The organism is Nitrospirota bacterium (assembly GCA_026387665.1).
In the GTDB taxonomy this organism is placed as follows: Bacteria; Nitrospirota; Nitrospiria; order Nitrospirales; family Nitrospiraceae; genus Palsa-1315.
Window position 1 is genome coordinate 235,476 of record JAPLLG010000007.1, and the last position, 19,682, is coordinate 255,157.

Annotated in this window: 23 protein-coding genes; 8 read left to right on the plus strand and 15 right to left on the minus strand. The window is 58.6% G+C overall.

Features of this window, described 5'->3' with window-relative positions:
- Nucleotide 1: 1 nt before the first annotated feature.
- The 15 genes from dnaG to rho all read right to left on the minus strand — a co-directional run bounded on the left by dnaG (nucleotide 2) and on the right by rho (nucleotide 13,722).
- The gene (gene dnaG, locus NT179_05400; protein MCX5721450.1) at nucleotides 2-1,816 is read right to left on the minus strand and encodes a DNA primase; all 1,815 of its coding nucleotides are present in this window, start codon (nucleotides 1,814-1,816) and stop codon (nucleotides 2-4) included.
- A gap of 120 nt (nucleotides 1,817-1,936) precedes the next feature.
- On the minus strand, nucleotides 1,937-2,281 hold the full coding sequence (locus NT179_05405; protein MCX5721451.1) for a histidine triad nucleotide-binding protein: 345 nt from the start codon (nucleotides 2,279-2,281) through the stop codon (nucleotides 1,937-1,939).
- A complete protein-coding gene (gene hisIE, locus NT179_05410; GenBank protein ID MCX5721452.1) occupies nucleotides 2,278-2,934 on the minus strand; it encodes a bifunctional phosphoribosyl-AMP cyclohydrolase/phosphoribosyl-ATP diphosphatase HisIE in 657 nt (218 codons plus the stop codon). The genes NT179_05405 and hisIE overlap by 4 nt, the downstream gene beginning before the upstream one ends.
- Nucleotides 2,931-3,692, minus strand: a complete 762-nt coding sequence (hisF, locus tag NT179_05415; protein MCX5721453.1) for an imidazole glycerol phosphate synthase subunit HisF — start codon at nucleotides 3,690-3,692, stop codon at nucleotides 2,931-2,933. The genes hisIE and hisF overlap by 4 nt, the downstream gene beginning before the upstream one ends.
- 63 nt (nucleotides 3,693-3,755) lie before the next feature.
- Nucleotides 3,756-4,481 carry a 1-(5-phosphoribosyl)-5-[(5-phosphoribosylamino)methylideneamino]imidazole-4-carboxamide isomerase gene (gene hisA / locus NT179_05420; GenBank protein ID MCX5721454.1) on the minus strand — a complete coding sequence of 242 codons (726 nt, stop codon included), beginning with the start codon at nucleotides 4,479-4,481 and terminating at the stop codon, nucleotides 3,756-3,758.
- Nucleotides 4,482-4,498: 17 nt separating this feature from the next.
- Nucleotides 4,499-5,230, minus strand: a complete 732-nt coding sequence (locus NT179_05425) for a hypothetical protein (protein MCX5721455.1) — start codon at nucleotides 5,228-5,230, stop codon at nucleotides 4,499-4,501.
- 2 nt (nucleotides 5,231-5,232) lie between these two features.
- Nucleotides 5,233-5,841, minus strand: a complete 609-nt coding sequence (hisH, locus tag NT179_05430) for an imidazole glycerol phosphate synthase subunit HisH (GenBank protein ID MCX5721456.1) — start codon at nucleotides 5,839-5,841, stop codon at nucleotides 5,233-5,235.
- Between the two features lie 376 nt (nucleotides 5,842-6,217).
- Complete coding sequence (gene hisB / locus NT179_05435) at nucleotides 6,218-6,823, minus strand: imidazoleglycerol-phosphate dehydratase HisB (protein MCX5721457.1); 606 nt, start codon at nucleotides 6,821-6,823, stop codon at nucleotides 6,218-6,220.
- Nucleotides 6,820-8,103: a histidinol dehydrogenase gene (gene hisD, locus NT179_05440; protein ID MCX5721458.1), complete on the minus strand. Its 1,284-nt coding sequence runs from the start codon at nucleotides 8,101-8,103 to the stop codon at nucleotides 6,820-6,822. Before hisD ends, hisB begins: the two co-directional genes overlap by 4 nt.
- Nucleotides 8,100-8,804 (minus strand): ATP phosphoribosyltransferase, encoded by a 705-nt coding sequence (gene hisG, locus NT179_05445; GenBank protein MCX5721459.1) that lies wholly within the window; start codon nucleotides 8,802-8,804, stop codon nucleotides 8,100-8,102. Before hisG ends, hisD begins: the two co-directional genes overlap by 4 nt.
- Nucleotides 8,805-8,808: 4 nt before the next feature.
- Nucleotides 8,809-10,086, minus strand: coding sequence for a UDP-N-acetylglucosamine 1-carboxyvinyltransferase (murA, locus tag NT179_05450; GenBank protein MCX5721460.1), 1,278 nt, complete (start codon nucleotides 10,084-10,086; stop codon nucleotides 8,809-8,811).
- A gap of 3 nt (nucleotides 10,087-10,089) precedes the next feature.
- A complete protein-coding gene (gene prmC / locus NT179_05455; GenBank protein ID MCX5721461.1) occupies nucleotides 10,090-10,995 on the minus strand; it encodes a peptide chain release factor N(5)-glutamine methyltransferase in 906 nt (301 codons plus the stop codon).
- 1 nt (nucleotide 10,996) lies between these two features.
- Entirely contained in the window at nucleotides 10,997-12,073 is a 1,077-nt protein-coding gene (gene prfA / locus NT179_05460; GenBank protein ID MCX5721462.1) for a peptide chain release factor 1, read from the minus strand.
- A 100-nt stretch (nucleotides 12,074-12,173) separates the two neighbouring features.
- Nucleotides 12,174-12,380 carry a 50S ribosomal protein L31 gene (rpmE, locus tag NT179_05465; GenBank protein ID MCX5721463.1) on the minus strand — a complete coding sequence of 69 codons (207 nt, stop codon included), beginning with the start codon at nucleotides 12,378-12,380 and terminating at the stop codon, nucleotides 12,174-12,176.
- Nucleotides 12,381-12,474: 94 nt separating this feature from the next.
- Complete coding sequence (gene rho / locus NT179_05470; protein MCX5721464.1) at nucleotides 12,475-13,722, minus strand: transcription termination factor Rho; 1,248 nt, start codon at nucleotides 13,720-13,722, stop codon at nucleotides 12,475-12,477.
- Nucleotides 13,723-14,246: 524 nt separating this feature from the next.
- Between rho and NT179_05475 the strand changes: the two genes are divergently transcribed.
- The 8 genes from NT179_05475 to NT179_05510 all read left to right on the plus strand — a co-directional run bounded on the left by NT179_05475 (nucleotide 14,247) and on the right by NT179_05510 (nucleotide 19,628).
- The gene (locus NT179_05475) at nucleotides 14,247-14,660 is read left to right on the plus strand and encodes a DUF2203 domain-containing protein (protein ID MCX5721465.1); all 414 of its coding nucleotides are present in this window, start codon (nucleotides 14,247-14,249) and stop codon (nucleotides 14,658-14,660) included.
- 32 nt (nucleotides 14,661-14,692) lie between these two features.
- A complete protein-coding gene (locus tag NT179_05480) occupies nucleotides 14,693-14,971 on the plus strand; it encodes a YciI family protein (protein MCX5721466.1) in 279 nt (92 codons plus the stop codon).
- Between the two features lie 420 nt (nucleotides 14,972-15,391).
- A complete protein-coding gene (locus NT179_05485; GenBank protein MCX5721467.1) occupies nucleotides 15,392-16,027 on the plus strand; it encodes a carbon monoxide dehydrogenase in 636 nt (211 codons plus the stop codon).
- 39 nt (nucleotides 16,028-16,066) lie between these two features.
- Nucleotides 16,067-17,275: a ferredoxin oxidoreductase gene (locus NT179_05490; protein ID MCX5721468.1), complete on the plus strand. Its 1,209-nt coding sequence runs from the start codon at nucleotides 16,067-16,069 to the stop codon at nucleotides 17,273-17,275.
- Nucleotides 17,276-17,337: 62 nt separating this feature from the next.
- Nucleotides 17,338-18,243 carry a thiamine pyrophosphate-dependent enzyme gene (locus NT179_05495; protein ID MCX5721469.1) on the plus strand — a complete coding sequence of 302 codons (906 nt, stop codon included), beginning with the start codon at nucleotides 17,338-17,340 and terminating at the stop codon, nucleotides 18,241-18,243.
- A 24-nt stretch (nucleotides 18,244-18,267) separates the two neighbouring features.
- Nucleotides 18,268-18,975: a 2-oxoacid:acceptor oxidoreductase family protein gene (locus NT179_05500; GenBank protein ID MCX5721470.1), complete on the plus strand. Its 708-nt coding sequence runs from the start codon at nucleotides 18,268-18,270 to the stop codon at nucleotides 18,973-18,975.
- A gap of 18 nt (nucleotides 18,976-18,993) precedes the next feature.
- Nucleotides 18,994-19,272: a pyruvate ferredoxin oxidoreductase gene (locus NT179_05505; protein MCX5721471.1), complete on the plus strand. Its 279-nt coding sequence runs from the start codon at nucleotides 18,994-18,996 to the stop codon at nucleotides 19,270-19,272.
- A gap of 86 nt (nucleotides 19,273-19,358) precedes the next feature.
- Nucleotides 19,359-19,628, plus strand: coding sequence for a hypothetical protein (locus NT179_05510; protein ID MCX5721472.1), 270 nt, complete (start codon nucleotides 19,359-19,361; stop codon nucleotides 19,626-19,628).
- The last annotated feature ends 54 nt before the right edge of the window (nucleotides 19,629-19,682 follow it).

Below are 19,682 nucleotides of genomic sequence, written 5' to 3' on the forward strand. Positions count from 1 at the left end.
ACTACTCCTTCACTAAAGACAACATCCCGGCAGCAGGCCGACCGGCCTTTTGCATTCGCAATTCATTCACTTGTGCGTTCAACACCTGCGCATCCTCCACTCGGCCTTCCCGTTCGGCGGCCTTGAGTTGCGCGATCAAATCCCGAAACAGGGCCTCGGCCCGCTTCCGCTCTAACGTGTCCAAACAGCCAGCGACATGGGCCGGCACGTCGTCGAAATGGTCTTCCCGCATGGAGAGCTCGGTCGCCAACGACCCGCAATCCGGATGATCGACCACCGCATCCAACAACAATCTGAGTCCAACCCGGCCATCGTGATCGAGATGGGTCAGCGCCGCCTCGACGAGGATCCGGCAGGCCGGAACCGAGAAGGCCGCGGGCTTCAATCGCTGCACATCGGCGGGCATCAAATGCCCGTGCAGCAGCAAATACACCAGATCCCGCTCTTCGTTCGCACCCTTGAACATCGCCGGGGTCACACCAGCCGATTGTACGGCCACCGAGCGCCGCCCCTCGGTTTGCACCAACGCCGGATACCGCTCGATCAATCGCTGCTGGCTAATCCCCAGCCGTTCGGCTACCACACGAATCCGCTCTTCCCGCTCGATCGGATGCTCGCTCTTTTGTAAGATCCGCAACACATCGTCCACGCTACGGATACGGCCTTCGATCGTACTGGATTCCGCCGTGCTCAAACTATGCTCGAGGGAAAAGTCCAAAAGACTCGGCGCCTGTTCTTCCAACCGCGCAAAGGCCTCCGGCCCTTCCTTCCGCACATAGGTATCGGGATCCTCGCCAGTCGGCAACGTGACCACTTTCACGCCAAGCCCGCTGTTCACGAATAGATCGAGCCCTCGCAATGCGGCACGAACCCCGGCCTGATCCGGATCGAACAAGAGCACGACCTTCGAGGCAAACCGCCTCAACACCTGAATATGCTCCGCCGTCAGCGCGGTCCCCAACGTCGCAACCGTATGGGCCAGACCGGCCTGATGCAGGGCAACCGCATCGAAATACCCTTCCACCACAATCACGGTCTTCAGCCTGGCGACGGCTTCCCGCGCCAGATCCAACGCATAGAGCGTCTGCCCCTTCTTGAATAGGGGAGTATCCGGGGAATTCAGGTACTTGGGATTCCCCTCGCCAAGGATACGCCCGCCAAAACCGACGACCCGCTTGCGCAAGTCCGTAATGGGGAACATCACGCGTGCGCGAAAACGGTCGTAGGACCCGGAGGCCTGCTCCCGCGCGATCGTCAATCCCGCAACGGCTAAATCATCCGGAGAAAAACCCTGCTTGCTCAGCGCCCTGACGAGCCCGTCCCATTCAGCCGGCGCACAACCGATTTCAAACCGTTCGATCGTCCCGGCCTGAATACCACGGCTGGCCAAATAGTCCCGCGCCGTCGCGCCGGTCGCACTGTCCCGCAAATTCTGCTGAAACCAAGCCGTCACCGCACGATTAAGCGGTTCCAGGCGGCTCGCCTGCGCCGCCTGAGGCCCAGAACTAGGCCCGCTGTCCGGCACATCGATCCCGAGTTTCTGCCCGAGCTCACGAACCGTCTCAGGAAAGTTCGCGCCGGTAATCCGCATCAAAAACGTAAACACGTTGCCGCCCGCGCCGCAGCCAAAACAATGAAAAATCTGGCGGGAAGGACTGACGGTAAAGGAGGGCGACTTTTCCTGATGGAAGGGACAGAGACCTTTCAGGTTCTGGCCTGCCCTGGTCAGACTCACATGATGTCCGACCACCTCGGCAATATCGGCCCGATCTCTGACCTGATTGATCACATTTTCAGAAATCAAACCTCGGCCCACGGGAGTCGCGGCTCCTATTCCCCCACCTGCACCGGCGAGGAAGGTAAACGTAAGTGGTCGAAAAATTGAACGTTCAGGGTAACAGACGGGGAAGAAACCTGTCAATGTGGTGAAACTACGTTAGCCGGGAGGCCAGGCGAGATGGCGCCCGCCCAAGACATGAAGATGGAGATGAAATACGCTTTGGCCTCCGTGAGACCCGGTGTTAACGACGACCCGGTACCCGGACTCGGCAATCCCCTTCAGTTTCGCGACCTTACTGCCAACCAGCAGCAGCCGTCCGAGCAGCTCAGCATCAGAATCTTGCAGCTCAGCCAGCGAGACCACATGTTTTCGGGGAATGACCAGCGTATGGATCGGCGCCTGAGGATTGATATCGTCAAATGCGACCACCAGATCGTCCTCATAGACGAGGGGTGCCGGAATAGTCCTCGCGACGATTTTGCAAAAGAGACAGTCGCTCACGGGGCAGTTTCTTTTCTCAAGCCGGACTTCCCGAACCGGGTCGCCAACTCCTGATAAATTTCTTGCGGCGTGATGCCATGGTATCCCAGCGCCACCAGGGTATGGAACAGGAGATCCGCCGTTTCATAGACGATCTCCTCCTTCTTCCCACCCTTCCCGGCAATCGCCACCTCTCCTGCTTCCTCGACGACCTTTTTCAAGATGCGATCGACCCCGCCTTCCAGCAACTTGGAGGTGTAGGACTCGCTCGACGGCTGCTGTTTCCGTTCTTGGATCATCTGATAGAGGCGCTCAAGAATTCCACCCCAGGACTCTGACGTCTTCGTCTCAGGCGAATCCAGCCGGGAGAAGAAGCAGGACCGTTCTCCCGTATGGCAGGTCGGACCGACCGGCTCGACCTTCACGAGGAGGGCATCGCCATCACAATCGAAAAACAAGTCCTTGAGCTGCAGCTTATGGCCGGAGGTCTCGCCCTTCTCCCATAATGCCTTGCGCGAACGGCTCCAGAAATGCACCGACTTGGTCTCGATGGTCTTCTGCAAGGCCTCCTGGTTCATGAAGGCGACCATCAGCACCGTGCCATCCCGCCAGTCCTGCACGACGGCCGGAATCAGCCCCTGCCCATCGAATTTCAATTTCCCTATATCCATCATCGAACCGCCACTCCCTTCTGACGAAGATAGGCTTTCGCCTCAGGAATCGTGTGAGTCCGGAAGTGGAAAATCGACGCGGCCAGGACCGCATCCGCCTTGCCCCTGACGAATCCGTCATAGAGATGGTCCAAATTCCCCACGCCTCCGGATGCAATCACCGGAATCGAGACGGCTTCCGACACGGTAGCCGTCAGCGCAAGGTCATAGCCCTGCTGTTGCCCGTCTTGATCCATGCTCGTGAGCAAGATCTCGCCTGCTCCATACTGGGCCATCTGCTTCGCCCATTCGACGACATCCAGACCGGTCGCCTTGCGGCCTCCGTGGGTGAAAACTTCCCACCCGGTTGCCGGAGCAGGGCGATGCTTGGCATCGATCGCCACGACGATACATTGCGTCCCGAATCGCTCCGCCGCTTCCTTCACAAATTCAGGCCGCTGAACCGCCGCCGTATTGATGCTCACCTTATCGGCTCCCGCGTTCAAGAGAGCCCTGATGTCCTCAAGCGTCCGCACGCCCCCTCCAACGGTCAAAGGCATAAACACCCGTGCCGCTGTCTGCTCGACCACATCCAAAATGGTCTTGCGATTTTCATGGGAGGCCGTGATGTCCAGGAAACAGAGCTCATCGGCTCCTTCGCGGTCGTAGGCCGTGGCCACTTCGACCGGGTCTCCCGCATCGCGCAAATTCACAAAGCTCACGCCCTTCACGACGCGGCCGTCTTTGACATCGAGACAGGGAATAATACGTTTGGTCAACATGGCAGCTCGTGAAACGTGAAAGGCAAAACGTAAAATCAGCCTGGGATCCCTTACGCCAGACCCTTACTGAGGGCCAAGAGCCGCGACTGCGGTCCGATAGTCTAACTTGCCATCGTAAAGGGCCTTCCCGACAATCGCACCTTCGACCCTTGGACCGAGCGCCTGCACGGCCAGCAAATCTTCGACGCGAGAGATTCCGCCGGAAGCGATCACGGGGAAGGACGACAACTCGACCATCTCCCGCAAGGCCGCCAGATTCGGCCCGCCCAACATGCCATCGCACGCAATGTCCGTATAGATCACGGCGCCCAAGGCATGGCCCGCCAGCTCCTGGAGCAGATCGGTCGCCTTGGTCTCCGAGACCGAGGTCCAGCCCTTGACCGCCACCTTCCCGTCCCTCGCATCCAATCCCAACAAAATCTGACGAGGAAACTCCAAACAGGCCTTCTCCAGAAACGACCGATCGGTCAAGACAACGGTGCCAAGCACAACCCGGCTCACACCGGCGCCGAGATAACGGCGCACGGTTTCGATCGACCGGATTCCTCCCCCCACCTGCACCTTCACGCTCACGGTGCGGATGATCGCTTCGATCTGGGGAAGATTGCGCGGCTCACCCTCCACCGCTCCGTTCAGATCCACCACATGGATCAACGTTGCGCCGCCCTGCTGCCATTGCCTCGCCATAGCCGGCACGTCATCGGAATAGACCGTTTCGGCCGCCATATCGCCCTGCCGCAACCGCACACAGCGGCCATCTTTTAAATCAATCGCAGGAATCACGAGCATAGAAAAAACCGTCCCTGTTAACGTTCCCCTGCCGTGCCAAACGGAAACTCGAGGAGCATATGGTCAACCCCGTAGCCCGCCAGCTCATCTGCTGTGACGAACATGCCCCAACGCTCAAAAAATCCCAGCATGTCTTCAATCATCGGCCTCTGCCGCTCGTAGTAGTTCCCTTCCCAGAGCACTTGCCCGTCCGCCGCGACCAGCTTGGCTTCAAACCCCACTGTAGCCGGGGGATTGGCGCCAAAGCGACCACCGACTCGTTCCTGATAGACCAGTACCTGACCGATCAGCGCAGCATCTGCCTTAAGTTGTTTCGCCACCGTCACGGCCTGTGCCGGACCAGCGGGAGATTGCACCGCCTGGGATGCCAAGACTTTCGCTGCCTCGCCAGGCGACAGCACCGTCACGCCCTGCCGGGACTTCAACCGGCTCCAAAGCAACTGTGTGACCGTGCCCCCCGCGCCGATCGGCACGATGGAGGTCTGACTCCGAAGCTGTTCCATTTGCGGCGGCACCGCGAGCGCCATATCAGACCGACGGGCCCCGGGCGGGGCCGAGAAGGTCTGAGCGACGACATCCCTCACCTGTGGCGTCGTCAGCGTCGTAAACGGGACCAGCGCAATGGTGCGCACCTGATAGCGCGGCAATTCCGCAGACGACTTCGAGGTCACCTTGGACCCGCTACAGCCGGCCGTTGCCAACAGAGCCAATCCCACCAAGGCCATCGACCATCCCTTGTTGTTCATCATGCTCATTTCCATGATCCAAAATTGTTGATCAACTGTAACCCGACGGCCTGACTCTTTTCAGGATGGAACTGACAGGCCACCACATTATCCCGCCAGATGCTCGACACAAACGTTGTCCCGTAATCCGTCGTGGTTGCCGCCACGGTCTTATCAGAGGGATCGACATAAAAGGAATGGACAAAGTACCAGTAGGACCCGTCAGAAATTCCGTCGAACAAGGGACAGGGCTTCTCCATCGTCACGTTGTTCCAGCCCATATGCGGCACCTTCAACCCCTGGCCCGCAGGAAAACGCCTGACCTTGCCGGGAATAATGCCGAGCCCCTTATGAGTTCCGAACTCCTCGCTCTCCTCAAATAACAATTGGAGTCCCAGGCAGATTCCCAGAAATGGTTTCCCCGATTGAATCGCGGCGCGAATCGGCTCTGCCAGCCCATACCGTTCAACATTGGCCATGCAGTCGCCGAAAGCTCCAACCCCAGGCAACACCACATGACTCGCATTCCCGATCATGAGCGGGTCACGAGTCACGACCGCCTGATGCCCCACCGCCTCAAAGGCCTTGGAGACACTGCGGAGGTTGCCCATGCCATAATCGATAATCGCAATCATAGCCGCTCTCTAGCAGGTTGCTGAAAAAGTCCGCCAGCTTCGTTCTCGCATCGTTCAGACCCTCAACGTACCCTGAAGGGTACGCCTCGGATCTTCACTCGCTGCAGCCTTGCTGGACGGCATTTTTGAGCAGCCTGCGGAACATTCTCCGATGTGGAGCAAGACCGGACCGTCGAAATACCGGGCTCTAAGCCCTTACGCTCCTAGTCTGGCCGTAAGACCGTAACCATACCGCAACTGCTGCCGTCCTGCCACTGTCAATCTACAGAGCCTACCTGCGCCCCACAGTCTCAGACCGCTCGTAAAACAAAAGGGGCAGGCTCCTTTTCAGAAACCTGCCCCTGTAGACCAACATATGTCGACCGCTCGCTTCGACTTACAGCAGCCCCTTCGTCGAGAGAACCTTTCCTGCCAACCGCTCTTCCGGCGTCGTAGCCTGATCGAGCGCCTTGGCTAAGGCCTTGAAGATAGCTTCCATGATGTGGTGCGGATTGCGGCCATACATCAGATTCACATGCAAGTTGAGCCCGGCATGGGTGACGAAGGCCTGAAAAAAGTCTTCGAACAAACCGAGGTCGAAGGCTTTGATCTTCCGGTCCGGCAACACCACGTTATAGACGAGGTAGGGCCGGCCGCTGAGATCGACCGTGACCTGCGCAAGGGTTTCGTCAAGCGGAGCCGAGGCAAACCCGAACCGCTTGATCCCCGCTTTTTCACCCAAGGCCTGATGTAGAGCCTTGCCCATAACGATTCCGACGTCCTCCACCGTGTGGTGTTCGTCGATATCGATATCGCCCTTGGCCTTGACCGTCAGATCGAAGAATCCATGCTTGGCCAACAACTCCAGCATGTGGTCGAAGAACCGGATACCGCTGTCGATCTTCCCTTGGCCGCTGCCGTCCAGCGCCCAGGAAACCTGGATATCGGTTTCCTTCGTGGCCCGATGGATCGTCGCCTGCCGATGAGTCACAGTTTTCTTCATGAGAACCTGCTTTGGGCTGATTTTGCGTGGGCGTCGAACCCTTCCATGTGGGCCAATCGAACGAGATGATCTTTCACCTTGCTCAGCTCCTCTTTCGTATAGTGCACGATGTTGCTGACTTTGAGGTAGTCGTGAACGGACAAAGCCGAAAAGAAGCGCGCGGTCCCGCCGGTCGGCAAGACGTGATTCGGACCTGCCACATAATCGGCCACAGAGGGGGGCGTATACCGGCCCAGGAACAGAGCCCCGGCATGGCGGATCTTCTCTAAATAATCGAAGGGCTCGTCCACCGAGAGGGTCAAATGTTCCGGGGCAATCTCGTTGGCCACATCGATGGCTTCGTCCATCGTCGTCACCACGAAGGCCACCGCATGGCGCGCAATGGACTTGGCGGCAATCTTTTCCCGCGTCAGTCCCTTCAACTGGCTGCCGATGAGCTTCACGACATCCTTCGCCAACTGCGCCGAAGTAGTGACGAGATAAACCTGGGCATCTTCGTCATGCTCCGCTTCGCAGAGGAGATCTGCCGCGACATGAGCAGGCTTGGCGTCGCCATCTGCCACCACGAGCAACTCGCTCGGGCCTGCCACCATGTCGATCCCGACCGTGCCGTAGAGCAGCCGCTTGGCCGTCGCAACATAGATATTGCCGGGGCCCACGATTTTATCGACCCGCTGGATCGTCTTGGTCCCGTAGGCCATCGCACCGACGGCTTGCACGCCCCCGACACGATAGATCTCAGTGACGCCGGCAATGTCGGCTGCAACCAGCAAATAGGGATTGATCGGACCTTTTTGCGGCGGCGTACACATCACCACGCGGGAGACGCCCGCCACCTTGGCCGGGATCGCGCACATCAAGACCGACGAGGGATAGACCGCCTTGCCGCCCGGCACATAGACTCCGACCGCATCGACCGGCGTAACCACTTGCCCCAGAGTCGCCTCATTGTCCTGATACATCCAGGTCTTGATGCGCTGACGCTCGTGGAACGACGTAATCCGCTTGGCGGCAAACCGGAGGGCGTCGCCCTCCTCTTTTCTGATATGGAAATAGGCTTCTTTGATTTCTTCGGGGGTGACGCGCAGCTCCGTCGCTTTCATGGAGACGCGGTCGAACTGTTTCGTATAGCGGAGGACGGCCTTGTCGCCGCCCCGTTCCACGGCTTGCAGAATCGACTTCACCGTCTTCTCGACGGCAGCCCCTTGCACGCGGGCACGCGATGCGACTTTCTTGAGTGCAGGGAGAAAGGCTCGCTCACTGGAGGACACAATCTTCATGTGCGCGTCCGCTTGACCGTTCGACGTACCCCGCGCGAAGATGTGCGCGGAGCGGTTGCTCGAGACCCGGTTGCTGGGCGGCTGACGGCCCGGAGCTTTTTGATCAGCTCTGTGACCACCGCATACTTCAGCTTCAAACTCGCCCGATTGACGACCAGCCGGGCCGTGGACTGCGCGATGCACTCCACTTCGACGAGGTTATGCGCCTTCAACGTGTTGCCGGTCTCGACCAGATCCACGATCCGATCGGCCAACCCGACCAACGGCGCCAGCTCGATCGAGCCGTACAGCTTAATGATCTCGACCGCCACGCCGCGCTGATTGAAATACCGCTCGGTAATCTTCGGATACTTGGTCGCGACCCGAATTTTCGAGGACAGCCGGTCCCGTGAGGCCTGGCCCTTGAGCGCAGCGACGGCGATTCTACACGCTCCGAACCCTAAATCCAATGGCTCATAGACGTCGCTATCCTGCTCCATCAAGACGTCTTTTCCGACGATCCCGACGTCCGCTGCGCCATATTCGACATAGGTCGGCACATCGGTCGGCCTCACGATCAGGAAGGTCATGCCGATCTCCGGACAAGGGAACACCAGCCGTCGGCTCTCCGTCGAGAGGCTGCCCATGGCATAGCCGGCCCGGCGAAAAACCTCTAGCGTGAGGTCCAACATTTTCCCCTTCGACAAGGCAATCGTCAGCATGGTGTCAGCGAGTCCCGGCCGGAGCCGCTCCCTCTTTATGGCGGGTGATCGTCGCGCCCAACCCGCGCAGTTTTTCTTCCATCCGCTCATAGCCGCGATCCAGATGGTAGACCCGGAGGATCTCCGTCGTGCCTTCCGCCGCAAGACCGGCCAGCACCAATCCGGCGCTCGCGCGAAGGTCGGAGGCCATCACAGGAGCCCCAGTCAACTTGGTCGGCCCGGTCACCACAGCCCGAGTGCCTTCGATCTTAATCTCAGCCCCCATCCGCCGCAGCTCTTCGACATGCATGAACCGGCTTTCAAACACCGTTTCCGTAATCACGCTCGTGCCCTCAGCCGCCGTCATCAAGGCCACCATCTGCGCCTGCATGTCGGTGGGGAAACCCGGATAGGGTAACGTCCGGATATCGATCCCCTTGAGCCGCGAGGCCGCATTGAGGTGAATCCGGTCCTGCTCCACCTTGATCTCGGCGCCGGCTTCCCGCAGCTTCATCAGCAACGCATCCAAGTGATTCGGACGGCAGCGGTTGAGCGTCACCGCTCCCCTCGTAATGGCCCCGGCCACCAGATAGGTTCCCGTTTCAATGCGATCCGGAATCACATCGTGATCGCTCCCGTGCAACTCACGGACCCCTTCGATCGTGATGACATCCGTCCCGGCGCCCGAGATGCGAGCCCCCCGCTTCACGAGAAAATCCGCGAGGTCCACGATCTCCGGTTCCTTCGCGGCATTTTCAATGACCGTGGTCCCCTCGGCGAGCGACGCAGCCATCATCAAATTTTCCGTTCCCGTGACCGTCGGCGTATCGCAATAGATCTGGGCGCCCTTCAACCGCTTCGCCTTGGCGCGAATATACCCATGTTCCATCGAAACTTCTGCACCCATTTTCGCCAGTCCGGCCAGATGGAGATTGACGGGCCGCGACCCGATCGCGCAGCCGCCCGGCATCGACACCGTCGCTTCTCCCCATCGCGCCAACAGCGGCCCCAACACCAGCACGGAGGCCCGCATGGTTTTCACCAGGTCATAGGGGGCTTGGGTCGAGCTGATCGTGTCGGCATTGATGACCGCGCGATTCCCCTCATGCTGCACCTTCGCGCCCAGAATCCCCAAGAGCTTACCCATCGTGAGGACATCTACCACGCGGGGCAGATTGATAATCACGCATTCGCCGCCGCCCAGAATGGTAGAGGCCAAGATCGGCAGCGCGGCATTCTTTGCCCCGCTGATCTCAACCTCTCCTCGAAGTGGTATCCCGCCGGTGATAACCGTACGATCCATCGTCTATACCCCTACTCGCTCGACGATCACCACCCGTTCAAGTCCCGCTTCATCGTAGACCAGCCGGTGAAATTTATAACCAGGCATCTGCTCGACAATCCGGCGCATCCCACGAGCCTGGCCTGCGCCAATTTCCATGATCACGGCTCCGCCGGGAGCCAGGTAGCAAGCGGCCTCTTGCAGCAACCGTTCGTGCAGTTCCGTCCCCTGAGCTCCTGCCACCAGCGCGCCTCGCGGCTCGAACAGTTTCACTTCCGGCTGAAGCGTCGCCCAATCAGCTTCAGGAATATAGGGGGGATTCGAGACGATGATATCCACCAGCCCCTCTAACCCCTGCTCCGCCAATGGCCCCAGTAAATCGCCTTCCAACCAGATAATCCGCTCGCCCACCCCATGACGGGCGGCATTGCGCCTGGCAACATGGAGCGAGGGACCAGACAGATCGATCGCCATCACCCGCGCATTGGGTCTCAATCGCGCAGTTGCCACGGCAATGCAGCCGGATCCAGTACAGACATCGACAATCGTAGCCCGGCGCTCGGTGGAAATCCGCTGCGTAACATATTCCACCAGCAACTCGGTCTCCGGCCTCGGAATTAGCACCGCCGGACTCACCTCAAACTCCAGCCCGCAAAACTCCTGGGTCCCCAAAATATATTGCAAGGGCTCTCGCCTAACCCGCCTCGCAATCAGTCCTCGCGCTGCTGCCAGTTCGGAAGAAGACAGCAATCGGTCCCGGTCGGTGATCACATGATGCGCGGGAAGACGGAGCACATGCTCCACAATCCACAGGGCTTCCTGCTCCGCGCTCTCGATACCGGCTTGCTCCAGCAGCCGGCGCGCCTCGGCAATCAGCTCGCCGAGCGTGGCCTGGCCTGTCGACTGAGGGATCGGAGCCACTGCATCCATGTTACGCCGCCCCCACTTCCTGCTGACGCTGCGCCTTCAAAGCCTGAACGAGTTCATCCAGGTCGCCCTGAAGCACCTGCTCTAACTTATGCAAGGTCACACCGACACGATGGTCGGTCACCCGATTCTGCGGGAAATTGTAGGTGCGGATCTTCTCGCTCCGCTCGCCCGTGCCCACCTGCGCCTTGCGATTCTGCGCGGTTTCCGCATCCTGCCGTTCCCGCTCCGCCTCGACGATTCTGGCCCGCAGGGTCCGCATCGCCTTGGTACGATTCTTCAGCTGCGACCGTTCGTCCTGGCAACTCACCACTACACCGGTCGGAATATGGGTAATCCGCACCGCCGATTTGGTCGTATTGACGCTCTGGCCGCCGGCGCCGGACGAACAAAATGTGTCGATGCGAAGATCCATCGGATCGATATGCACATCCACCTCGTCCACTTCCGGCATGACGGCCACGGTGACAGTCGAGGTATGAATCCGTCCGCTAGCTTCCGTCACAGGGACCCGCTGCACCCGATGGACCCCTGCCTCGAACTTGAAGTGGCTATAGGCGCCCTTGCCTTCGATCAGCGCCACAACCCCTTTATAGCCCCCGCCCGTCGTTTCCGTCGCTTCGACCACATCGACCTTGAAGCCTTTGGCCTCCGCATACTTGCTATACATACGAAACAGATCTCCGGCAAAAAGCGCCGCCTCATCTCCGCCGGTTCCGGCGCGAATTTCGAAAAGCAGACTCTTTTCGTCCCGCGGATCCTTGGGAATCAGCAGCTCCTGGGCCTGCTGTTCGATCTCCTGCTGCTGGCGTGTGAGCTGGGCGCTCTCCTCCGCCGCCATCTTATGCATCTCGCCCCCGGCCGTGGGATCGGCAAGAATTTGCGCGGCTTCGTCCAACTGCTTGGCATTGTCGCGATAAGTGGCCAGCAGCTTGGCCGCCGGCTCGATATCCGTCCGCTCTTTATTGACTTTGTGCAACTGCGAGGGCTGGCTCATCAGAGAGGGGTCCATGAGTTGATTGGTCAACTCGTCGTAACGAGTGGCCAAGACTTCCCATTTTTTCAGTAAGACGGCTTCCATGACCCCGTTTCCTCTGCGGCGCGTTCACCCGTTACCGCACAAAAACAAAGGGACCCTGCCCCTCAGCGAAGCAGGGTCCCTTGTATGACCTCTTCTCGAACTACTTTTCTTTCTTCGCGTACTTCTTCTTGAATCGCTCAACGCGACCTTCGGTATCAATGATTTTCTGCGTCCCCGTGAAAAACGGATGGCAATTTGAACAGATATCAACATTGATATCGCCGCCCGTTGACCGGGTCTTATATTTATTGCCGCAGGCGCAATGCACCCCGACTTCCCGATACACGGGATGAATACCCTTCTTCATAGTTCCCACTCCCCTGACGTCAAAATCATCGACCTTCGCCCATTCGAAGGCCCGCTACTCTACCCTGTCTCTACAACCAGATACAAGTCTGGCGTTACCGGTTCATCGACTGGAGAAATTCCTGGTTGGTCTTGGTGCCGTGCAGCTTGTCCATCAGGAACTCCATCGCTTCCATCGTCCCGAGCGGACTCAGCACCTTGCGCAGGATCCACATCTTGTTGAGACGATCCTTGTCCACCAACAATTCTTCTTTTCTCGTTCCGGACTGGCTGATATCGATCGCCGGAAAGAGCCGCTTGTCGGCCAAACGGCGGTCCAGATGGACTTCCATGTTACCGGTTCCTTTGAATTCTTCAAAGATCACATCGTCCATGCGGCTGCCGGTATCGACCAGCGCCGTCGCCATAATGGTCAGACTGCCGCCATGTTCGATGTTGCGGGCCGCCCCGAAGAACCGCTTCGGGCGCTGGAGCGCGTTCGAGTCCAACCCTCCCGACAAGACCTTACCGCTAGGCGGGGCAATCGTATTGTAGGCGCGGGCCAAACGGGTAATGCTGTCCAACAGCACCACGACATCTTTTTTGTGTTCGACCAGCCGCTTCGCCTTCTCCAGCACCATTTCCGCAACTTGCGCATGGCGCTGGGGCGGTTCATCGAAGGTGGAGCTGATGACTTCAGCCTTCACCTGCCGTTGCCAGTCGGTGACTTCTTCCGGCCGCTCATCGATGAGCAGCACGATCAAGGTCACTTCTTTATGGTTTTTGATAATGGCCCGGGCGATGGCCTGCAACATCATCGTCTTTCCGGTCCGGGGGGCCGCAACGATCAGCCCGCGCTGGCCCTTGCCGATCGGGGTCGTGAGCTCCATGACGCGGGTGCAATATTCTTCACGGTCGAACTCGAGATTGAGCCGCTCTTCGGGATAGAGCGGGGTCAGGTTGTCGAAGAGGATCTTGTCGCGGGACACTTCTGGATCTTCGAAATTGACCTTCTCGACCTTGAGCAACGCGAAATACCGCTCACTCTCCTTCGGGGGCCGGATCTGCCCGGAGATCGTGTCGCCGGTGCGCAGATTGAACCGCCGGATTTGCGAGGGGGAGATATAGATGTCGTCGGGGCCCGGGAGATAGTTCGAATCGGGAGCGCGTAAAAAGCCGAATCCGTCGGGGAGCGTTTCCAGCACGCCCTCGCCGAAGACCACGCCGTTATTTGCGGTCTGCGCCTGCAGGATCGCAAAAATCAATTCCTGCTTCCGCAGGTTCGGTGCGCCGTCGATCTTCAGATCGCGCGCCACCTCATTGAGATCGGCGATAGATTTCTGCTTCAGCTCCGCGAGATGCATAACCTCCCCCTTTGTTTGCGTCATGAGTATCCTCTCAAGCCCTCAGCTGCATCATCGTTGGCAGCGCTCGCACGTGGTGAACCATGGGAAATTGTCCTGAAACTCAATGAATAGCGAATAGCAATACAGTTGATGATCTCTGTCGTGTGTGTCAGCTAAAGAGGGTGACCTGTGAAGGACTTACTGGTTTGCGCCTGGTATTAATCAGGATACGACTCTGTCTCATAACTGCGGATATTGTCGCAAGCAGGAATTCATGCCGAGCTGATTCATCTCTATCACTTGAGCAGTTGTGGCTTGTTTCGAGATGCGTCCAGAGAGTCTTGTGTGTGGAGAGAACACTGAACCGAGCTGAGATGTTAGCCAGAGGATAACGCGGGCGGCGCGCCTTGTCAACAGGAATCACGCTCTTTTTCGCCAGCCTCCGGTTCTTCCTCTTTCCCCTCGTCCAGCCGGCGGCGCGGTTGCAGCAGAAAAGACTGGTGTGCTACATGAGGAGATCCTTCATCGAGGCCCACGGTCTTATGGAACACGACAACGAACAAGAACAACACGAGCGCATGTTCACGCTGTCCGAGGCGAACCGCCTGATCCCCCAGCTGAACGCCAAACTGATCTCGATCCAACAAGCCAAGGCCGTCCTGGCCCGCACGAAGGAAGAGATCAAGAAGGCCAGCGCGAGGTCCGAGTATGGCGGCGGCAGCACCGTGGGGCATCTCTATATCTCAGGCCTGCAACAGGTCAGCACCAATCTTCAAGCGATTCAGGAGCTCGGCATCCTGGTGAAGGATCTGGATCTCGGCCTCTGCGACTTCCCCCATCTGCATGACGGCCGGGTCGTCTATCTCTGCTGGAAGCTCGGCGAACAGGAAGTGCGCTGGTGGCATGAAACGACCACCGGCTATAAAGATCGCTCCCCGATCGAAGACCTGGCCTGAGCGCAACGGCACACCCCACCCGCGAGACATCCATGAAATTCGTCATTCTCGGATTCGACGGTCCCGACGGAGAGGCCAAGCGAAAAATCTATCGCCCGGCGCATCTCGCCAATATGGAACCCCTCGACGCGCAAGGCCGCGTCGTGCTGGCAGGTCCGCTCACAGATAAAACCGGAAGCCTGATCATCATTGAGGCAGACTCGCTAGAAGAGGCGCAACGGTTCGCGAACGAAGACCCCTATACAGTCCATGGCGTGTTTGAACGGGTCGAGGTCCACCCCTTCACGCAAGTCTTCCCCAAAGAACGATAGGCCAACGGCCCACCGTTACTTGCCAGATAGAGCCCATGTACAGCGTGAGCTCCTTTCACTGACCCCCTCGCACGGCACACGATTGCGCAAGCCCCGTAACATGCTGAATACAGGCCAACAATCAGCCAGATATCACAGAATCCTGTGGCAGACTGCGGCCTCACGCCTGGTTTGACAGGACAAAAGAGCCAATCTTATAATAACCGACGCTTTGCTGCCGTGATTGGCACCTGCCGCCAGCGCCCGCATTGTTAGGACGAAAGGCCTAAGCCTTCTTAGTTCGATAGCCCAAAATTTCGCATCGGTGGGCCTTCTGCGAGGTTGCGGGTGACTTGGAAAAAGCTTAGAGTAAAGAAAGTCTAGATCATCAGAAAACCTGTATTTCTCGTTCCTTAACCCCTTGCCGGAGAGTAAGCCGCAATGACTCAGTATCGCGTCCTTCCAGGCCCGGAACATTTCCTTCCTCCATCGGCTGCAAGCATGGGGATCTGCTTGCCAAACCCTGGGGAAGCTCATATCAACGGTGTCATCGTCCCAGAGGAAAAGGCATACGAAGAAGCGGCGAAGCAATTCCTCATGGCCAAAGTGCCGACCATTTTCCCGGGCCCTTTGGTCCTGTGGGCGTGGAACGAGAAGGCGGCCAAGAAGGCCACCGCCGTCCGGCACCTCTACAACACGCTCAAAGAATGCATGCAGCCTGGGCAAACGCCTATGCTGATCCCGATGCCGGACTACCGCCCCAAATACCCCAAAATCAATCCCGAAGTCGAAATCAATCCCAACCACCCGAACCTGACTATCTGGCACAATAAAATCGATTGCTGCATGTTCATCGGGGTCCATTGCCACCAGGCAAACCTGGCGCTCAAAATCATTCGTGGCGGCACCTCCTGCTACACGATTGCCATGTGCGCGCAAGCCGGCCATGAAGACGCCATGCTGTCGTTCCGCGACGCATCGGTCGAAAAGATCATGAAATTGGCCGAGTGGGTGAAGAAGTTGAAAGGGACAGTCCAACCACGGCTGACGTCAGCAAAGAGCGGAGCTTCAAACTAACACGTTTGAAGCTCTGAAGAGAGTGAAAGGAGCTGAACCATGGCAGACACACATTCGGTCATCGGCACAAAGAATAAAAAAGGGCAGACCTTTACCGACACCTGGAAGATGATGAACGAGGCGCCACGCACGCCGTCGTTCTATACGGGCAGCGAAGTCATTAAAGAAGCCCTCCGGCGGGCCAGCTGCGACGTCATGATCGCCTACCCGATTACCCCGCAGAGCGAAGCGGCCGCCTTGATTGGCGAACTCTTTGCCGAGGGCTACATCGGCGACTACTTCCGCGGCGAGAGCGAATTCGCCGTCATGTCACAATGCGCGGGAGCGGCCTTCGGCGGCGCGCGCGTATTTACGACGACCGCGGGCCCCGGCACGATGCGCGCGATGGAGAACTTCCCGATGTGGTCCGGCGCACGGTTGCCGATCCAGATGATCGTCACCTGCCGCGGCATCAATTCACCGCTCTCGATTCAGCCCGACACACTCGAAATCGCCTATCTATTGAATACCGGCATGCTCGTCTGGCATGCGGAAACCGCGCAGGACTTCTTCGATTGGATCCTCATGGGGTACATGGTCTCGGAAGAGCCGGATGTGCACCTTCCCTTGGCGCTCTGCTGCGACGGGTTCTTCGTGACGCACACCAAGGACGTGGTCAACCTGACCCCGGCCGACATGTGCCTGCCTCCCTATGACCCCTACCGCTCGCCCGTGCCCTGCATGGACATGGAATGTCCGCCGGTCCGGATGATGCGCGATCCCTTCGTCATGAAGAGCAACTACATCAGCTACGCCACCCACGCGTCCTGGCAGCAAGAAGTCTGGGCGGCAGTGGAACGGTCCCGCAAACACACGATCAAGTGGTTGAACGGGCTGATCGAAACGGAAAATACCGACGCCGACGTCATCATCGTCGCCTCCGGCACGGCCGTGTCACAGGGCCGCGAAGCCATCCGCCTCCTCGAAGATGAAGGCATCCGTTGCGGGCTGGTCAAGGTCAAAGTCTTGCGGCCATGGCCGGGCGAAGAAATCCGCGAAGCCACGAAGAACGCCAAACACATCATCGTCCCGGAATTCAATGTGACCGGCTGGCTGGCCAAGGAAATCAAAGCCACCATCCCCAACAGCGAACGGGTGCACGCAGGCCCGCGCGTCTGCGGCGGCATGACGATGCCACCGGAAATCATCGTCTCAGAAATCAAGACCCTGCTTGGGATGACCACCGTGTCGATGGCCAGTCGAGGCTGATCGGACCGAGGCAAACAAGCACTACACGCCCTGAATAAGACGCACGTATTGAGGAGGCCATCATGAGCAAGGAACGTATCAAGATTTCTGAAGACCTGTACGACATCATGCCGTCCGACTATCAAGACCTGGTCAAGAGCGCGACCTACGGCAAAGAAGACCGGGGCTGGAAGGATATCGGCAACAGCAAGGAACTGATCGAGCAGCATTCTCTCTGCGCCGGCTGCCCGGAATCCATGGCCTTCCGCTACATCCTGGCCTCCTTGCCTAACCCCGAAGACACCGTCATGGTCGGCTCCACCGGCTGCACCAGCCTGGTGTTCCCCATGGTGGCCGTGCACAACATCCACTCCCTCTTCGGCAACCAGAACGCCATCGCCTCCGGCTTGAAGCGCGCCTTGAGCGTCCGCTTCCCGGGCCGGACGAAAGACGTGGTCGTGCTGGCCGGCGACGGCGCCACCGTCGATATCGGCCTCGACATGACGTTGCAGGCCTGGTTCCGCCAGGAGAAGTTCACCACGATTTGCTTCGACAACGAACTGTACGCCAACACGGGCGGCCAGGAGAGCGGTCTGATGCAGAAGGGCTTCGTGGCCAAGATGGCACCGGTCGGGAAGCTCTTCGACAAGGTTCGCCTGCCGGAAATCGCCCGCGAATCGGGCTGTCATTACGTGGTGCAATGCACCGTCAGCAAACCGTCCCTCATTGAGAAGGTGATCAAGAACGCGGTCATGATCGCGCGCGAAATCGGCCCGACTTATCTCCAGCTCTACACACCCTGCATTCTCGAAATCGGGAAGAACAGCATGGAAGGGCTTCAGGAGATGCGGGATTCTGAGAAGCCGACCGAGCGCTTCGCCTACAAAGAGTACATCAGCGAACCGGCCAAGCAGCTCCTGGCAGAGATGGCCGCCAAGGACAAAGAAAAGAAGGCCGCGGCCAAGCAGCTCGCCGCTCAGGGCGCCTAATCCGATTCTGAAGGAGAGACGATTATGATCAAGAAAAGACTGAACATCCGGATGTCGGGATTAGGCGGGCAGGGCGCCGTCACTGCCGCGCATGTCATGGCCATGGCCGCCAACCGCGACGGCAAGTTTTCGATCTCCAATCCCTTCTTCGGCGCCGAAAAGCGCATGGCGCCGGCGGAGAGCTATTGCCGGATCGGCATTGAGCGGATCTACGACCGCGGCGAGCTGGTATTCCCCGACGTCATCCAGGTGTTCCATCCGCAGGTCATCACGATGGGGAAGAGCTACACGATGCCCTTCTACTCCGGCGTGAAGGAAGGCGGCCTCGTCATCATCAACTCCGACCAGGAGTTGCTGTCGGCCGATGACATTGAACGGCTCAAGAGCCTGAACGTCGCCTTGTTTTACATCGCGGGCACCGAGCTCGCGATCGAGGTGGCCGGCACCGAATTATCGACGAATATGGCGATGATCGGAGCGGTCGCGGGCATCACCAAGTGCGTCTCCATGGAATCCCTGGACGGCGCCTTGCAGGAACGGTTCGGGAAGAAGTTCGTCGCCTCGGGCGGAACCGCGTCCCTGGACGAAGCAATCAAGAAGAAGTTTGCCAAGAAGGAAATGTTGCTGGCCAAGAATCTGGCAACCGTGAAGGCGGCCTATGATATCGCCAGTAAATGGGCCGAAGAGAATAAGTATGAGCTGCGAGTCGGCAATCCTGCCGTCGCCGCTTAACGAGAGAGAAGGAACCGCATGTATAACGTAGCGCAAGTCATCGATGAAAAATGCGTGGCCAAAAAGGGATGCCGCCTCTGCATCATGTATTGTCCCGAGGCCAACTGCCTGGATCTCAATTCGACCAAGATGGTGGCCGAAGTAACGATTGACCGCTGCAAGGGCTGTGAGCTCTGCGTGGTCGTCTGCGACGCGGCGAAGCACAATGCCATCAGCATGCAAGCCGTCAGCGCCACCGGGCAGCTGATTGCTCATAAGGGCGAGTCCGCCGCCATTGGGCAAGCCTACCAAGGATAATTGTTTCGTGTAGCGGGCTTCCCGCGCAAGACCCCATGGCGCCTGCGCTATGGGTTTTTTTGTTGGTGCCGCTGGGGAGGGAACAGATGGAAGCTGAAGACAACGTCATTCATGAGCTCCTGCAAGAGATTGCCGGACTGATCAACGAGTACCCCAAGGTGCTCGAACGGCGCGCCGCCGATATCCATGCCAGCGGGAAGGACCCGGACTTGGCGCAGGCGCTCGTCAAGGCTGCCGACACCATGCGCGACAGCGGCAATCTCTACCTGACCTGGGCGAAACACTACGCCTCCGTCGCCGCAGGTAATACGGATGCAAGTTCGGATGAAGACGAAACTCAGGATTTCGACGTCTAACGGAATAGCGTCCAGCAAAACAAGTTCTGCGCCGATCGAAAAAAGTCTCCCCCC